The organism is Pseudoalteromonas carrageenovora IAM 12662 (assembly GCF_900239935.1).
GTDB classification, from domain to species: domain Bacteria; phylum Pseudomonadota; class Gammaproteobacteria; order Enterobacterales; family Alteromonadaceae; genus Pseudoalteromonas; species Pseudoalteromonas carrageenovora.
Window position 1 is genome coordinate 1,776,794 of the sequence record NZ_LT965928.1, and the last position, 16,343, is coordinate 1,793,136.

The window sequence follows — 16,343 nt, forward strand, 5'->3', positions numbered from 1 at the left end:
GAGGGTTACCCTGATGAAAACTAAACTATTAATGCTAGCATGCGGTGTTATGGCTATGAGTAATGCTGTAGCAAAAGAAACCATTACCATCGCAACTGTAAATAATGGTGACATGATCACCATGAAAGAGTTAAGTAATAACTTTGAACAAAAATACCCAGACATCTCATTAAAGTGGGTAACACTTGAAGAGAATATTTTGCGCCAACGTGTAACTACTGATGTAGCGACAAAAGGCGGTCAATATGATGTGATGACAATTGGTACTTATGAAGTGCCAATTTGGGGCAAGCAAAACTGGCTAACCGAGCTTAACGACTTAGGCGAAAACTACGATGTAGACGATTTACTGCCTGCTATTCGTAGTGGCTTAACCATAGATAACAAATTATACGCTGCACCATTTTACGGTGAAAGCTCTATGGTTATGTACCGTACTGATCTGATGGAAAAAGCGGGTCTTGAAATGCCAAAAGCGCCGACCTGGAGCTTTATTCAAAAAGCGGCAAAAGCTATGACCAATAAAGAAGACGGAGTATACGGTCTTTGTTTACGCGGTAAAGCAGGTTGGGGCGAAAATGTTGCATTAATTACCTCAATGGCTAATTCATTTGGCGCACGTTGGTTTGATGAAAACTGGAAACCACAATTTAATACACCACAGTGGAAAGAAACACTTCAATACTACGTAGATGTAATGAAAGAGTCGGGTCCTGCTGGATCTTCAGCTAATGGTTTTAACGAAAATTTAGCGTTATTTCAAACCGGTAAATGTGGTATTTGGATTGATGCAACCGTAGCTGGCGCATTTGTTACGAACAAAAAAGACTCAGAAGTTGCCGATAAAGTTGGCTTTGCGCTCGCACCCGACAACGGCTTAGGTAAACGTGGTAACTGGTTATGGTCGTGGACCCTTGCTATTCCATCGAGCAGTAAAAAATCAGATGCTGCTATGAAATTTATTAGCTGGGCAACCTCTAAAGAATACAGCCAACTTGTGGCCGACAACAAAGGTTGGGCAAAAGTACCACCCGGTACGCGTGCTTCACTTTACGAAAACGAGCAATACATGAGTGCTGCCCCATTTGCACAAATTACGCTTGATTCAATTAATTCAGCCGACCCTAAAAACCCTACAGTTAAACCGGTACCTTATGTAGGTATTCAGTTTGTGGCCATTCCTGAATTCCAGGGAATTGGTACCGCAGTTGGGCAGCAATTTTCAGCCGCACTTACGGGGCAAATGACCGTTGAGCAAGCGCTTAATGCATCTCAACGCCTTGTTGAGCGCACAATGCGAAAAGCGCGCTACCCAAAATAATTAAGTAGGTGGGTAAGCTCCTAACTTACCCCATATTTTTCGTCAGCATTTACTATGTTATTTGGTAAGCCCCACATTGGGTATTTACTAGGGTTAATGCTGACTTTTTAAAGGTCACCACACTATGGCAACGACACAGTCACGTACGCTTGCACGCATGATGCTATTTCCTAGCGTAATTTTATTACTCGGTTGGATGATAGTACCGCTGTGCATGACATTGTATTTCTCATTTGTAGATTACAACTTACTCATTCCTGGAGAGCGTGAATTTGTAGGGTTTTTAAACTACGAATTCTTTTTAACTGATCCGGCTTTTTTTGAGTCATTTTTTAACACCCTTTACTTAGTAACTGGTGTATTAGCTATCACTATTTGTGGTGGTATAGGTTTAGCTGTTCTCCTCGACCAAGCGATATGGGGGCGAAACTATGTTCGAATTATGGTTCTCGCCCCATTTTTTGTAATGCCAACTGTATCGGCATTGGTATGGAAGAACATGTTAATGAACCCTGTTAATGGTTTATTTGCTCACTTTGCCCTTTGGCTTGGCTTAGATCCAATTGATTTTTTTGCACAAATGCCTTTGTTTTCAATAATTATTATTGTGTCTTGGCAGTGGCTTCCATTTGCAGCGCTTATTTTACTTACTGCTATTCAGTCGTTAGATCGCGAACAGCTAGAAGCCGCAGACTTAGACGGTGCAGGGCCTTTTAGTAAGTTTTTTTACATTGTTTTACCGCACTTATCACGTGCAGTTACCGCTGTAATATTAATTGAAACAATATTTTTACTGTCTATTTTTGCCGAAATATTAGTAACAACAAGTGGTGGCCCAGGTTACGCCTCTACCAATATTACTTACTTAATTTATACCCAATCGCTATTACAGTTTGATGTTGGCGGCGGATCAGCAGGGGGCATAGTGGCAGTTATTATTGCCAACATAGTAGCCATATTTTTAATGCGCCTTATTGGCAAAAACTTGGAGGGTTGATTCATGGCTATTACATCAACTAAAAAATCAAAAATAATTTATACCCTTGCCGCGTGGACAATTAGCGGGATGATATTTTTCCCAATTTTATGGACGCTAATCACAAGCTTTAAAACAGAAGCTGAAGCTATATCAGCAACCCCTGCGTTATTTGCATTCGATTGGACGCTTGAAAACTATAAAGATGTATTAGCACGTTCGCCTTATTTTGATCACTTTTGGAACTCGGTTGTAATTTCACTTGGTTCAAGTTTATTAGGGCTAATGATTGCCGTACCTGCAGCATGGTCAATGGCATTTGTGCAAACTAAAAAAACTAAAAACCTTCTAATGTGGATGCTTTCTACAAAAATGTTACCACCTGTTGGGGTGTTAATTCCGATTTACTTATTATTCAGAGACTTTGCACTACTTGATACAAAGCTCGGCTTAGTCATTGTAATGACATTAATTAACTTACCAATAATGGTGTGGATGTTATACACCTATTTTAGAGAGATCCCAGGGGAGATTTTAGAAGCATCACGCATGGATGGCGCAACAATTGGTGAAGAAATATTTCATGTTTTACTCCCAATTGCCTTACCAGGTATTGCCTCAACATTACTATTAAACGTAATTTTGGCATGGAATGAAGCATTTTGGACACTTATATTAACCGCTGCAAATGCCGCACCGTTAACGGCATTTATTGCCAGTTACTCAAGCCCTGAAGGGTTATTTTACGCCAAATTATCGGCAGCTTCTGCCATGGCCATTGTGCCAATATTAATTCTTGGTTGGTTTAGTCAAAAACAATTAGTGCGCGGCTTAAGCTTTGGCGCAGTAAAGTAGGAGAACACACATGGGCAGCATCACACTAAAAAAAGTAACTAAAAACTTTGATGAAGTAAACGTAATAAAACCTCTCGATTTAGAGATTAAAGACGGTGAATTTATTGTATTTGTTGGGCCATCGGGCTGCGGTAAATCAACACTTTTACGCATGATTGCTGGGCTTGAAGACACAACAAGTGGCAATATTGAAATAGACGGGCAAGATGCAACACATACACCACCTGCAAAGCGTGGTTTGGCAATGGTATTTCAATCATATGCTTTATACCCGCATATGAGCGTGCGTAATAATATTGCTTTTCCACTAAAACGTGCAAAAGTGAGCCCAGCTGAAATAGAGTCTAAAATAGCGAACGCCGCTAAAATATTAAATTTAACAGACTACTTAGACCGTAAACCAGGTCAGTTATCTGGTGGTCAACGCCAACGTGTAGCGATAGGGCGTGCAATTGTTAGGCAGCCATCGGCGTTTTTATTCGATGAACCACTGTCAAATTTAGATGCATCGCTTCGTGTAAATATGCGTTTAGAAATATCTGAGTTACATAAAAGCTTAGCTACAACAATGATTTATGTTACTCACGACCAAGTTGAAGCCATGACAATGGCTGACAGAATCGCAGTATTTAATGGTGGAATTATAGAGCAAGTAGGGACTCCGCTTGAGCTATACCAACACCCGGTAAATAAATTTGTAGCGGGCTTTATTGGCTCTCCAAAAATGAACTTTATTGATGTAACTAACGATAGCAATGCGCAAACACACAGTTTAGGTGTACGCCCAGAGCACTTTGAAATTTCCACTGACTCTGGTACTTGGCAAGGTACTGTAGGTGTTATAGAGCATTTAGGTTCTGAAAGCTTTTTACATGTAACTATCGAAGATGGCAGTACAGTAACAGTAAAAGCGGATGGTGATTGCCCTTTAAAATATGGTGATACTATTTACTTAAGTGCGCCTGAGCATAAAGTACATTGGTTTGATAAAAACGGCTTAACTATTAAAAACGCCGCACCTTAAAGCGTAAAAATACACCAATACTTTATACTAGCTCGTTTACGTATATAGTATTGGTTATTAACTTAATGTGGCGCTTCGGCATTTTATAAATCAATGATATATTTACGAATATTATAAAATGATTAATTGCGGTGTATTTTTAGTAATTTTTTCTAAAAGTTATCGAACCCAAGGACACGATCCTTTGATATTAAGAGGTTTAAGTGGCAAAGCTATCAAATACAGAAATACGTAAGCTTGATGATGCAGCAAGAGCAGGGTGGTTATATTACGTTGCCGGTAAAACCCAGGACGAAATAGCTAAAAAGCTAAATGTATCTCGCCAATCTGCACAACGAATGGTCGCTTTATCTGTAAGCCAAGGGCTAATTAAAGTCAGGCTTGAACATCCAATAGCTAAATGCATGGATTTAGCTGAAAAAATAAAAAATCGATTTGGATTAGAATCATGTGAAGTTGTACCAAGTGACGGCTCAGATCCAAACTCTACCGTTGGTTTAGCACAAGCTGGCGCGGCAGAAATTCAGCGCCATTTAAAATCAAAAACACCAAAAATATTAGCTATGGGTACTGGGCGTGTATTACGTGCATGTGTTGATGAATTACCAACGCTTGATTGTAGTCAACATAAAGTAGTGGCCATGCTTGGTAATATGGCACTTGATGGGTCGGCGTCACCATACGATGTTGTGGTAAGAATGGCCGAGCATATTAATGCTAAACATTATCCAATGCCATTGCCGGTATTACCAAGAAGTATTGAAGAAAAACAACAACTCCATGCACAGCATAACATTACCAGTAACTTAAGACTGGCTACTAAAGCCGATGTTACATTTGTGGGTGTAGGTAGCTTAGGTGAAAAATCGCCACTGCATATTGATGGATTTATTGATGAGCAAGAACTTAAAGAGCTACAAAATTTAGGAGCCGTTGGCGAAATGATTAGCTGGGTTTACGATAAGCGTGGCCAACTAATTGATTGCACGGTAAACCAACGTGTTGCCAGTACGCCTTTAAAAATTGAAGGTAATAAACAAATTTACGCAATTGCTGCTGGTGAAGATAAAGTTTTAGCAATACTTGGCGCTGTTAGGTCTAATATGATCAGCGGTTTAATTACTAACGAATACACAGCAGAACGATTGCTAAGTATTGAATAATAATTTGCTAATGTTTAAAACTCATATACCAGTAAATTAAAATGGGTTATTTAAGTTTAAGTGATTAGGAAAATATCTAAGCTTTATTAAGTTTTATTCAGCTATTAAGAAAATATGGATTTATGATAGCCGCTGTAGTTATTAGTTATAGCTTTTTTTTTAGTTAGCCTTTGTAAGTATTTACATAAAGCACTAATTTTTAAAGTAATACACCACATGTACAAACCTAGCTTATGTCCGATACCGTCTATAATATATAGTAACTTATAAAGTGTATATTGTGTATATAAGTTACTAATTTATATGTGTATTTGACTTTTAATATCCAAGCTATATAGTTAATCGGATGTATATAGTGTATTTAAGAGTTAAGGTTGACTACAGTAAAAGTTAGAGCAACATTAGTAGAAGATAATACTGGTGTAAAAAGCCAAATACCTACATTACTCACCGATGAGGGGGAAATAAGTTCCGTAACTGATTACTTGCTATTAATGGAGGTAAATGGTGCAAGTAATTCGTCTATGTTGAGTCTAATCAGAGCCATATCTTTATTATTAGATTACATGGAAGCTAATAAATATCTATTTGATAACCCCACCACACTCTTTCAAACTTTCGCCAAACGTTTATATACAGGGAGTATAGGTGATGATGGTTTAGATCCTTCAGGCTTATATTGGATGCCTACTTCAACAATTAATGTAAATAAACATATCAATAGACTAACTGCATTTACGGATTGGCAGGCGAACAAAATTGGTAAGGTTTCAATGAATCCTCTACATGATGCGACATCACATGAATATAGGTTAAATTACGCATCATGGTTTCGAAAGAATCAAAATGATTACTTAGGACATATTGAAGATAAAGCTATTAATAGAACCATTCAGAAAGCAAGACATATCAAGGGGCGTTCAGTACTAACACAGCTCGAAGGGGATGCGACTGCATTTCCAGAGAAGTATTGGGAAAAGTTGTTTAAGCATGGCTTAGGGGGCTCCACTGACCCTAGGGTAGTACTTAGAGATAAATTGGTTTTATTATTAATTCATGGTGGTGGTCTACGCTTAAGTGAAGCGCTTACTTTATGGATTACAGATGTGTTTGAGGACCCTTATAATCCTGATGTTGCTGTTGTCAGAGTCTATAATGAAGTAGACGGTAAGGCCCCCTATAATTGGAAATGCCGCTCAGGTACTCAAAGCAGGCAAGCATATTTAAAAGAAAACTATGTAAGAATTCCGCGTATTAAAATGAAGGGAACTAATTATCTAGGTTGGAAGAGTACGGTTGTTGATCATAAAGATAATTATTTACAAGTGCATTGGTTTCCTTCTGATTACGGTAAGGTTTTTATGTCATTATGGACTAGCTATCAGAAGTTCCGAGCCAATGTAGATTGTTATCATCCTTACGCTTTTATATCTTTTCACCACAGCAGTTTAAGTTCTCCATATACAATTAATGCTTTTAACCATAATTATTCAGTTGGATTAAAAAGAATTGGATTGAGATCTAACAAATCAGAAGGAATTTGTCCTCATGGACATCGTCATAACTATGGAAGACGCCTTGAGCGAGCAGGGCTGAGTCCACTTATAATACGTCGTTGTATGCATCACAAGTCTTTAGAATCTCAAATACCCTATACAGCTAAGAGCCAGATGGAAATATCTAAAGAACTAGATAGAGCCACGTATCAACTATCAAACATAGAGTCAATTGTTAAACCATTGAATTGGAATGAATTAGTTGATGATGGATTCAGAGATATAGATCCTGAAGGTTACTTTACTGGTAAACACCCTAAATTTAGAAGCTTAAAATGAACAATAATACTGAAGTAAAAAAAAGAGATAATCGTGCATCAGATATAACTTTCCGTTGGATGTTAAACACATTTGGACCTGAATGGGAGGAGTGGCAAAAATTAGCTTCCGAATGGATGGAAACACAGCAAACTGGTGTTGGCCCTAAACAGGTCGCACTGACACGTTTTTTTGAAACATACCTCTATAAGCAAGTTCCCTACGCTGTTGATGTGAAGCTTTTTTTTAGTGGCTTCAACGGCCATAAATGCTCTACTGAAGAATTTGAAAAGATAATAAGAAAAACAGTTAATCAACCCGCAGCAATACAAAAGTCGGTTAATGTCCCATGCGACTTTATTGACTATATTATTGAGTCTCACCTATCTGAAAAAAATGATAACGGTGTTTCTATCCCACTTGTAGTTAATCCTTTATCTAAAATAAAGATAGCCCGTTCGTTCACAGAAACTGTTCGCAATCCTCTACCTTATCGATATATTCAAGATTTACGTCAGATTATCTGCCCATTACCAAGTAAAAAAGAAATGCTACAGATTTCTGAAAGCTTAGAGTTAAATGAAGAGTTGAAACCATCATATCACTACCGAAACTTCTGTGATTGGGTTTGGTCCCATGATGTACAAAAAAGTGATTGGTACGAAGTCGGTGAAGAAGTTATCGATAAATCAGACCCAGATTGTGTGTGGCGTATAAAAAATAAAGGTAAAAAGGAAATATATCAAATTTGGTCGCCTGTTAGGCATATGATACTGTTTATTAAACTTCATTTACCTTTGCGTACATATCAAATAAGTATGTTAGATAGTGGCGAAGCTGATACATGGAGATATGAGAATCAAGATTGGATACTAAATGAAAAGCATAGATTCACATTAGGAAATGAGAAAAGACCATATGGTAAAGGCGTTTTTCGCCGAGTATATGATTCTGTTTCTGCGGCTTATTCAACAGCCTTATATATAAATACTAATAAATCAGCTGACAATAATAAAGAGGAACTCGAACGGGGATATACAATTCCCTGGCAGAATGAAGAAGTCCTATATTGGTTAGAAAAATTACGCAATTGGCAGGAAAAATACAATCCTATTCAAAAGCCAACAGACTGTACTACTTTAAAAAATAAACATATAGCAGATCAAAAAAAATCTGAAGTTCAGTTAAAAAGTATGGGCGATATTTCCTTTCTTTTTCGCGATGCCTCTGCCACGGGTACAGATACATCTAAACCAACTTATTATAAGGCAATAAATCGATTATGGTATCAATTATTACTTAAATTGGAATCCAATCTAGAATCAAATGGGGACACACTAGATAATGGGGAAAAATTAAAGTTAGTTCACGAATGTCCACCTGGTGTATCTTTGGCTTCAATGACTAGTACGTACTTTCCGCTTCATAGCTTACGTGTTTCTTTAATAACTGCATACACGATGGATACACAGCTACCCATTGCTGTTATTTCAAAAATGCTTGCTGGCCACAGTAGATTACTGATGACAATTTACTACAACAAAATCACTCCTTCTGTATTTGCACATAAAATGGGGGAGGCAGAACTTCAATTAGAAGAAAAATCTACTCAAAGTGTCAGAAATTTTTTGAAAGATGCTTCTGCCGAGCAAATTCAAATGAAAATGGCATATCATAAGTCTGATAGTATCGAAGCCGCGTTAGTTAACCGTGCACCTATAGGGTGGGAAGAAAGAGCTACAGGCCTATGCTTAGTTGGCGGTAATACCGTTAAATCTAGTGAATCTAGTTCACTGGGTGGCTGCTGGAATGGGGGAGAAGAACTAACTGAAGCAATATATGCCCAAAACCGTATTTACGCTGCTGTACCTCATGGCCCAGAGAACTGTATTAGATGTAGGTGGTTTATAACTGAAGCACGCTACCTTCCAACTCTTAATGCACAATTCAATCAACTCAGCTATAAAGCTCACCAAGCCGCAAACCTATTTATTGAAATCGAAGGTGAATTAGATAACTTAAAAGATGAAAGTTTTTTTGCCGAAGAACAAGGAATTCCTTTTATTAAACATAATGAACTTCAAGTTTTACAGCGTAGATATGAAAAGCAAAAAGTTGAAGCAGATGAATATACTAAAGATTGGATGGCCTGTTTTGAGCTTATAAACAAAATTATTCGAATAGAAGAAACACGCAAAGATGATGAAAAACAGGATAAATTAATTGCTGTTGGCGATGAAAGAGATGTTACTAAGGCACTGAAATTTATAGAAACAAAATCAGAGTTCTTACACTTATCATTACTTTGCGAGGATGCTGAGTTTTATCCGGATCTCAAAGATGAACTTCGTAAAACACCAGCAATACATAAACGCACAATGCAATTAAGTAGGGTGCTTATGAAAAGTGGTTTCAAGCCAGTTTTTATGGAAATTGACGAAAATCAACAGTTAATCGCAGTAAATGCAATGATGAGAAAAATGGCTAAAATTGCTGATCCTGAAGATAAAATGGAAGGTTATAGAAAAGTAGCAAATCATATTGAAGCTGAAGAATATCTTGTAAACAATAAACTTTTGTCTGCCGGTATATCTGCAATCAAAAATAATGTAATAAATTTAGCAAAATTAACCTTGCCTTTGAATTTGGAGAGCTAATGAATATTAATATCGACGATATTCTGGCTGATTTAAAGGATGGAAAGGCTACTAGGACTCAAAAAAATTTAGAAAAATTAAATGAAATCATGAGAAACTATTCAGCTTTAGGTAATTGTAACTTTTCAATAACACAGATAGGTCATTACTCCAAGTTAAATAGTGGTCCAGGATATGAAGCTTTGAGAGCGACAAGAAACGACCACTATCGTGTACTCATTGAAGCGTGGGCTGAGAAAAGCAAAGATAGAGTTCAAAGAGCAAATAACAAAACCAAACCAAACAGCAAACTCCCATCCGATAATATTTTACTCCAGCGTATTACAGACCCTGCAGTAAGAGCTTTGTTTGGACAAATTATAGCCGAGAGAAACAGGTACAGAAAAGAGGTCAACTTACTAAAACAACATGCAAATATTGTGATAGACAGACGCCCAATCAAACAATCAAATGAATCTTATAATTTAGAATCTTCGTTGATAAGCAACTTAACAGAATCTGAGAGTAAAACACTAAATTATGCTATATCTGAAGAATGCATGGATAATAATGACTGGTATTCAACACCAGCTGGGCAAATAAAATGTAAAGAAAGTAACATTGAAGTACTGCCTCGTGGCTTTATTACAGGTTTAACAAAACTGCTCGGTGTTAAAGTAGAATAATTTATATGTGTGATTAATTGTACTAGCTCAGACTTGATCTGGCAGTTACCCATATTTTAATCGGTGACTGTCAGTCTAGATTTGAGCTAAATTTTTCTCAGCCCAGATTAATTTTCCATCTAATAAAGTTTCTAATGACGTTCTGGCACATCATATTTTTCCTTGATGAGGTCGGTCATTATTGAAATAAATCATCCATTCGTCCAGATCCTTTTGCAATTCCTCTAATGAGCTATATAGCTTTTTGGACTTCCCATAGTTTGCTAGACACCCAATAAGTTACATTGTAACTTCTAATAAGAGGTGTTTTATGAGCAAAGGCAAACGTTATACCCAAGAGTTTAAAGAAGCGGCTGTTAAACAAATTACTGAGCGCGGATATTCAGTTGCAGAAGTCGCTGAACGATTAGATATTTCTACCAAAACGCTATATCACTGGCGGAGCCAATTATCAGATAAACCTAAAGCCGTTCAATCATCCGATGAAAAATTGAAGATTGCTAAATTAGAAGCACAATTGAAACGTGTCACGGAGGAACGGGATATTTTAAAAAAGGCCGCAAGGTACTTTGCCAGCAACTCCGAGTAAAGTACGGCTTCATTCGTGATCACCAAAATGAGTTTTCTATCACGGCGATGTACCGCCTTTTTAAAATGCATCGCAGTGGTTTTTATGCGTGGTTAAAAAAGCCTTTAAGTGATAGAGCGCTTGAAGATAATCGTTTGTTGAAGCTCATTAAAGAGTTTTATGTGGCCAGTGGTGGCACGTATCAGCGTAAACCGTGTTGCGAAGATCATGCGACAAGATAAGCTTAAAGCGCAAATTGGATATAAGCATCGCCATCTTAAAGGCGGTAAGATATCGCGGATTGCAGATAACTTATTAGCGCGTCAATTTAACTCGCCAGCGCAGAATAAGTCGTGGGTGAGCGACATAACTTATATAAGAACCTATGAAGGTTTTTTATATGTGGCAACAGTGATGGATTTATTCTCTCGGCGCATTTTGGGCTGGTCGATGGATAAAAATATGAATAAGCAGTTGGTGATAAATGCACTGTTGATGGCTGTATATCAACGTCAACCGAAGGCAGAGGTAATGGTGCATAGTTATCAAGGTAGTCAATACGGTAGCGCTGACTATCTCGCATTTTTGAAAGAACATAATCTTGCGCCTTCGATGAGTCGAGCTGGGAACTGTCATGATAATACAGTTGCTGAAAGCGTTTTTGCGACAATTAAAAAGCGAATAATTAAGCGTAAGATATACTCGACACGCGAAGATGTGAAAGCTGGGAAGTCCAAACCCCCTGAAAAGTAGCTCATATAGCTATCTAGGTTAACACTGCTATCAAAAACAGAAGTATATTTTTGTTAACTACCTTTGAAGCCCTAGAAACGGAAGTTTACTTCCGAAATATGGCAATATAGGCTTAAAATCGGAAGTCTACTTCCGTTTTGTACTTTAAGATTATAGCCGGTGTCTAGTGAAAACTGGGAAATCCAAACTCGTTTCAGCCCCAAAACGAGCTAATTTAAATGCTCTAAGGGCGGTTTTGAGCGAATAGCGGTCATTAGAAAATTATTTTTCAACACTGATTTTGTGTTCAATTGCTATGTGTTTCTCCTATATTCAGGAAAACGACCCATTTGGTCGTTTTTACCTTTTTCATAATCTCTATAATGATTAAAAGTTTATCTGCAGCAACAAGTTAGTTAGTGTGGTAGAACTGGTACAATGATAAAAATGACCCGCGGCTCGGTAGAAAAACGACCCAATGGGTCGATATTAAATTGTTAGCTTCCAAGGAGTAACATGCAACCAATTTGGATTGACAAGATAGAAGTTGCTAGACGACAGATTACTGAAGCAGTGACTCTGTTTTTTGAGTTACGTGATTTTGTAGTGATTCATACTGTTATTGCATCTGCTCATCAGGTGTTAATTGATGTGGGCAAAGAGCAAGGAATAGTAAGTGTAGTCAAGAACCCAAAAGGCATGACGAGAGAGGAATTCAGGAAGCATGTAAGAACTGTCAATGAACCTTATAATTTTTTCAAACATGCAGATAAAGATCCTGAAGGAAAGATAAATATCGCTCCAATTGAGAGATTTACATCTGATTTCATGCTTGATGCAATACTAATGCTTCAAAATATTTCGGGTGAAATTCCTCTCGAAGCAAAGGTCTTCTGGAGTTGGTTTGTCAGTACATACCCAGATGAGTTCAGCGATAGTCCTGAAGATGGAGCCCTTAAGCACCTGATGTCTTTAGGGCTAAATGAGTGGGATTTTCCTACAATCAGGCAGTTTCTAACATTTGGTGAAATCATGCAGGAAGCTAACAAGTAAATCCAGGTGACGCCTAGGGCGCACCTAATTTAGGCATTATGTAACTCAATTTTAAGGTGTATCAATGAATGTAATTGTACCTGCAAGTGAAAGAGTATTTAGGCTGTATCATTCACATTGCATTTCCCCTGATTTAGATACTTTATTCAATTTATTAAATGCAATTCATAGCCTTAATGACAAGTTAACAAAAGCTAAACTGTTTAATTTCTTTGATATGGATGAATTTATTGCACTGAAAGCACTGCGCAATGTATTTCATCATCAAGAGGAGTTGTTAAATGAGTTGAGACTAATTCCAGTACAAGAGTTACCACCTATTACAACTGATTTATTGTACTTGTGTTTGGTTCCATCAGAATTGGTAGATAAATCCATTGAAACTATCCCCAAAAAATATCGAGTCAGCGAAGAACCTATTATTAGATCTACTTTGGGGTGGTATGGTGAAGTTGTTAATATAAATCCATGTGTTTTCAATTTTATGGTAAAGCTTTATGAAGCAATATCTAACACTGAAATTGAATTAACTGGTGATGAATACTTGGATTTTGATAACTCCTATAAATTTGAAGCTGATAATGGGCATTCGCACTTTATAACTGGTGTTATCAGTTGCCACGCTGGCAGTGTAAATGTCGTATTAGAAAAGGCGTTTGCCAACGTTACATAACAAGACCTTAAAGTAGAATTCGTATTTGTTGGCTCGGTTTCGTTTCACTTTAGATTTTGTCAACTCTTACACAGTGCTTAGGGCGAGTTATAACGCAAGTGAAATTTGGAGTTTCGATTGAATAAAAATATAGAAAAAAAGATCTATCAAATTCGAGAGATTCTAGCTCAATTTGAAAAGGCTGACTTTCATAGTATGACTAGCTTTTATTTGTCATCAGGCTTTCCTGCTGGCTGCTGTGGAGATGCTACTGATTTACTTGGCATATATTTATTGAAGCATCACAGTCTAGAAAGTGACTATGTTTGTGGACATGGGTTAGGGGATAACTCAAACCAGACACATGCATGGCTAGTATGCCAAGATTACATTATTGATATTACAGCTGACCAGTTTAACGATGATGGCTATGAGCTACCTTCTGTCATCATTGAAAAACAAAGTCCATTTCATGAACTATTTTATGAACTTACCAGTCGCCCAATAAGTGTTGAATATCTCAAAGGTACTGGTATTCCAAGTGTATTGGCAAAAGTAATGTCAGTAATACAAGCACGGGAAAATGAACTATAAAGGAACTTGGTGGCGCGTCTTGCAATGAGCATGATAAAGATGCTCAGCGTCCGCTTCTGGCACTTAGCTGAACTTCGCCAAAGAGCTACAAGCAAACATTGAGTTATTGGTTTTAATAATTAGCTTTTAACTAAATTTAAATAAACTTTAAAGCTGGTAGTTTGATTATTTGAACTGACCTCTATATCTCCACCGTTTGCTTGCGCTAGAGCTTTAACTATTGCAAGCCCTAAACCTGCTCCGTCACTGTGTCGTTGCCGCGACTTATCAGGTCGATAAAAGCGGTCAAATAAATAAGGTAAATGCTCAGAAGGTATTCTCTCCCCTGTATTAATCACTGAAATGCATATTTTTTCAGCGGTGGTCATTTCACTGTTTACAGTGATTGATGAGCCTTTTGGGGCATACCTTATTGCATTGGATAGGAGGTTTGATAATAATTGGCGAAAGTGTAATTTGTCACAATAAAAACAAAGGTTTTGACCTTTTTTCTTAAATGTAATCAATGAGTCTTCAGCCAAAGCATCAAAGTACTCAAATAATGCTTCAATTTCATCATGGCTTTTTAGAGTATTTTGAACGGGTTTAACCAGTCCATTCTGAGTTTTTGCAAGCCAAAGCATATCACTAACCATCTTAGTTAGTCGTTCCAGCTCTTCTAGATTAGAAAACAATAATTCTTGATACTCTAACAACTGTCTTTTTTTAGATAAACCAACCTGTGTTTGAGTGATTATATTTGTTAGTGGAGTACGTAACTCATGCGCAATATCACTAGAGAAATTTGATAAACGAATAAATTCACTTTGGAGCCTGTCGAGCATCGAGTTAAACGACTGCACCATATTAACAAGCTCAATAGGCACTTTATTTTCATCAAGCCTTACATCCATCTTATTAGTTTGGATGTCATGCATTTTCTGACTCAAACCTCGTAAAGGGTTCAATCCTTGATGTATAGCAAACCAAGCCACCAATAAAATGAGTACCGCAGAGCCAAACATAATAGCCCAAAGACTTTGTTGAAATTGATTGAGAAAGTGTAAATGAAAGCTCATGTCTATCGCTGTAGTAATTTTGTATTGCTGTTGCCCAGTACTTAAATTACTCACCAGAGCTCGGTAGGTGTGGGTATCATTTTGCCATGAGGTAATGTTGTTACGGTTAAAGCCAGCTGAAGCATTAGCACTCATTACAAAATCACTAAAATCTCGTTCAGAACTTTGAAAAATGAGCTCTCCTTTTGCGGTATTTACCTGATAGTAAACACCGTGATGACCCGCTACAGCGTTAGATAATTCATTTTTAAGTTTCAGGTTTGATTTATACTGTTGTCTTAAAACTAATTCAATAGATTGATTAATAACATGCAGTTCACTACTATCTTGCTGGAAAAAATGATGTTTTATCGAACTATTTATTAAGGTGGCAACTAAAGTTAAGCACGCAATAACGGTTACAGCGACAAACAACACAACACGCATCGTAAGTGATAAAGGCCGTGACTTAATAGCCATCAGTTTCAACCTCTAATTTATAGCCCATACCACGAACCGTATGAATTAATTTAACAGTAAAGTCATCATCAACTTTTGCTCTTAGCCTACGAATGGCAACATCAATCACATTGGTGTCGCTATCAAAATTCATATCCCATACTTGAGAAGCAATTAACGAACGTGGCAGTACTTCACCTTCGCGCCGTAACAATAGTTCAAGTAAGCTAAACTCTTTATTACTCAATAAAATACGCTTGCCTGCACGTTGTATTTTTCGCTTTGGAATATCCATTTCTAAATCAGCAACTATCAGTATATCGTCAACTGTTTGTACTACACCACGGCGAATAAGAGTGCGTACTCTTGCTAAAACTTCAGCAAAAGCAAAAGGCTTTATTAAATAGTCATCAGCACCAAGTTCGAGCCCCTTTACTCTATCGTCTATACTATCGCGAGCAGATAAAAATAGTACTGGGGTTTTGTTATCTGCTTCACGTAGCGACTGTAAAATTTTCCAACCGGATACGTCAGGTAACATGACATCAAGTATTATTACATCAAATAAGTCGGTCATTGCTAGGTGATGACCGTCAAGTCCATTGCGCGCCAAAGAAACCTGAAAACCAGCTTCACTTAGCCCCTGTTTTAAATAATCTCCTGTCTTTGATTCATCTTCAACAACTAATAAGCGCATACAATTCCTTCATTAAAGTCCTAACAACTACCTCTGCAAATATTATGCAGTATCTGTCACTACAGCAACATGACAC

The 16,343-nt window shown here is 37.4% G+C and carries 15 protein-coding genes and 1 pseudogene; 13 read left to right on the forward strand and 3 right to left on the reverse strand.

What is annotated here, in order from left to right; translation table 11 throughout:
- Window positions 1–13 precede the first annotated feature (13 nt).
- The 8 genes from ALFOR1_RS08070 (at window position 14) to gmtX (ending at window position 10,475) form a co-directional block, all read left to right on the forward strand.
- A complete protein-coding gene (locus ALFOR1_RS08070; RefSeq protein WP_104642639.1) occupies window positions 14–1,321 on the forward strand; it encodes an ABC transporter substrate-binding protein in 1,308 nt (435 codons plus the stop codon).
- A gap of 124 nt (window positions 1,322–1,445) precedes the next feature.
- Window positions 1,446–2,318 (forward strand): carbohydrate ABC transporter permease, encoded by an 873-nt coding sequence (locus ALFOR1_RS08075; RefSeq protein ID WP_058550034.1) that lies wholly within the window; start codon window positions 1,446–1,448, stop codon window positions 2,316–2,318.
- A 3-nt stretch (window positions 2,319–2,321) separates the two neighbouring features.
- A complete protein-coding gene (locus ALFOR1_RS08080) occupies window positions 2,322–3,152 on the forward strand; it encodes a carbohydrate ABC transporter permease (RefSeq protein ID WP_104642640.1) in 831 nt (276 codons plus the stop codon).
- 10 nt (window positions 3,153–3,162) lie between these two features.
- Window positions 3,163–4,176, forward strand: a complete 1,014-nt coding sequence (locus ALFOR1_RS08085) for an ABC transporter ATP-binding protein (protein ID WP_104642641.1) — start codon at window positions 3,163–3,165, stop codon at window positions 4,174–4,176.
- A gap of 203 nt (window positions 4,177–4,379) precedes the next feature.
- Window positions 4,380–5,339, forward strand: a complete 960-nt coding sequence (locus tag ALFOR1_RS08090) for a sugar-binding transcriptional regulator (protein WP_104642642.1) — start codon at window positions 4,380–4,382, stop codon at window positions 5,337–5,339.
- A gap of 374 nt (window positions 5,340–5,713) precedes the next feature.
- On the forward strand, window positions 5,714–7,174 hold the full coding sequence (gene gmtY / locus ALFOR1_RS08095) for a gamma-mobile-trio recombinase GmtY (RefSeq protein WP_104642643.1): 1,461 nt from the start codon (window positions 5,714–5,716) through the stop codon (window positions 7,172–7,174).
- Window positions 7,171–9,810, forward strand: a complete 2,640-nt coding sequence (gene gmtZ, locus ALFOR1_RS08100; protein WP_104642644.1) for a gamma-mobile-trio integrase GmtZ — start codon at window positions 7,171–7,173, stop codon at window positions 9,808–9,810. Before gmtY ends, gmtZ begins: the two co-directional genes overlap by 4 nt.
- Window positions 9,810–10,475 carry a gamma-mobile-trio protein GmtX gene (gene gmtX, locus ALFOR1_RS08105; RefSeq protein WP_104642645.1) on the forward strand — a complete coding sequence of 222 codons (666 nt, stop codon included), beginning with the start codon at window positions 9,810–9,812 and terminating at the stop codon, window positions 10,473–10,475. Before gmtZ ends, gmtX begins: the two co-directional genes overlap by 1 nt.
- 75 nt (window positions 10,476–10,550) lie before the next feature.
- Here the strand turns inward: gmtX and ALFOR1_RS08110 are convergent.
- Window positions 10,551–10,721 (reverse strand): annotated as a pseudogene (locus tag ALFOR1_RS08110) (IS481 family transposase); the annotation flags it as partial.
- 64 nt (window positions 10,722–10,785) lie between these two features.
- Between ALFOR1_RS08110 and ALFOR1_RS20495 the strand changes: the two are divergent.
- From ALFOR1_RS20495 to ALFOR1_RS08130, 5 genes are all read left to right on the forward strand, one after another.
- Window positions 10,786–11,064: a transposase gene (locus tag ALFOR1_RS20495; RefSeq protein ID WP_208728944.1), complete on the forward strand. Its 279-nt coding sequence runs from the start codon at window positions 10,786–10,788 to the stop codon at window positions 11,062–11,064.
- Window positions 11,065–11,223: 159 nt separating this feature from the next.
- Window positions 11,224–11,796 carry an IS3 family transposase gene (locus ALFOR1_RS20500; RefSeq protein WP_208728945.1) on the forward strand — a complete coding sequence of 191 codons (573 nt, stop codon included), beginning with the start codon at window positions 11,224–11,226 and terminating at the stop codon, window positions 11,794–11,796.
- Between the two features lie 495 nt (window positions 11,797–12,291).
- Complete coding sequence (locus ALFOR1_RS08120; RefSeq protein WP_104642646.1) at window positions 12,292–12,828, forward strand: hypothetical protein; 537 nt, start codon at window positions 12,292–12,294, stop codon at window positions 12,826–12,828.
- Between the two features lie 64 nt (window positions 12,829–12,892).
- Entirely contained in the window at window positions 12,893–13,501 is a 609-nt protein-coding gene (locus ALFOR1_RS08125) for a hypothetical protein (protein WP_104642647.1), read from the forward strand.
- 117 nt (window positions 13,502–13,618) lie between these two features.
- Entirely contained in the window at window positions 13,619–14,074 is a 456-nt protein-coding gene (locus tag ALFOR1_RS08130; RefSeq protein WP_104642648.1) for a hypothetical protein, read from the forward strand.
- 119 nt (window positions 14,075–14,193) lie between these two features.
- On the opposite strand, the gene ALFOR1_RS08135 is transcribed toward ALFOR1_RS08130, so the two are convergent.
- The gene (locus tag ALFOR1_RS08135) at window positions 14,194–15,591 is read right to left on the reverse strand and encodes a heavy metal sensor histidine kinase (RefSeq protein ID WP_104642649.1); all 1,398 of its coding nucleotides are present in this window, start codon (window positions 15,589–15,591) and stop codon (window positions 14,194–14,196) included.
- On the reverse strand, window positions 15,581–16,267 hold the full coding sequence (locus ALFOR1_RS08140; RefSeq protein ID WP_004588805.1) for a heavy metal response regulator transcription factor: 687 nt from the start codon (window positions 16,265–16,267) through the stop codon (window positions 15,581–15,583). The genes ALFOR1_RS08135 and ALFOR1_RS08140 overlap by 11 nt, the downstream gene beginning before the upstream one ends.
- Window positions 16,268–16,343: the final 76 nt, after the last annotated feature.

Bases quoted from the DNA above. Each gene is read 5' to 3' on its own strand.
- ALFOR1_RS08070 (WP_104642639.1), top strand. From the start codon at position 14: ATGAAAACTAAACTATTAATGCTAGCATGCGGTGTTATGGCTATGAGT.
- ALFOR1_RS08075 (WP_058550034.1), top strand. From the start codon at position 1,446: ATGGCAACGACACAGTCACGTACGCTTGCACGCATGATGCTATTTCCT.
- ALFOR1_RS08080 (WP_104642640.1), top strand. From the start codon at position 2,322: ATGGCTATTACATCAACTAAAAAATCAAAAATAATTTATACCCTTGCC.
- ALFOR1_RS08085 (WP_104642641.1), top strand. From the start codon at position 3,163: ATGGGCAGCATCACACTAAAAAAAGTAACTAAAAACTTTGATGAAGTA.
- gmtZ (WP_104642644.1), top strand. From the start codon at position 7,171: ATGAACAATAATACTGAAGTAAAAAAAAGAGATAATCGTGCATCAGAT.
- gmtX (WP_104642645.1), top strand. From the start codon at position 9,810: ATGAATATTAATATCGACGATATTCTGGCTGATTTAAAGGATGGAAAG.
- ALFOR1_RS20495 (WP_208728944.1), top strand. From the start codon at position 10,786: ATGAGCAAAGGCAAACGTTATACCCAAGAGTTTAAAGAAGCGGCTGTT.
- ALFOR1_RS20500 (WP_208728945.1), top strand. From the start codon at position 11,224: ATGTGGCCAGTGGTGGCACGTATCAGCGTAAACCGTGTTGCGAAGATC.
- ALFOR1_RS08120 (WP_104642646.1), top strand. From the start codon at position 12,292: ATGCAACCAATTTGGATTGACAAGATAGAAGTTGCTAGACGACAGATT.
- ALFOR1_RS08125 (WP_104642647.1), top strand. From the start codon at position 12,893: ATGAATGTAATTGTACCTGCAAGTGAAAGAGTATTTAGGCTGTATCAT.
- ALFOR1_RS08135 (WP_104642649.1), bottom strand. From the start codon at position 15,591: ATGGCTATTAAGTCACGGCCTTTATCACTTACGATGCGTGTTGTGTTG.
- ALFOR1_RS08140 (WP_004588805.1), bottom strand. From the start codon at position 16,267: ATGCGCTTATTAGTTGTTGAAGATGAATCAAAGACAGGAGATTATTTA.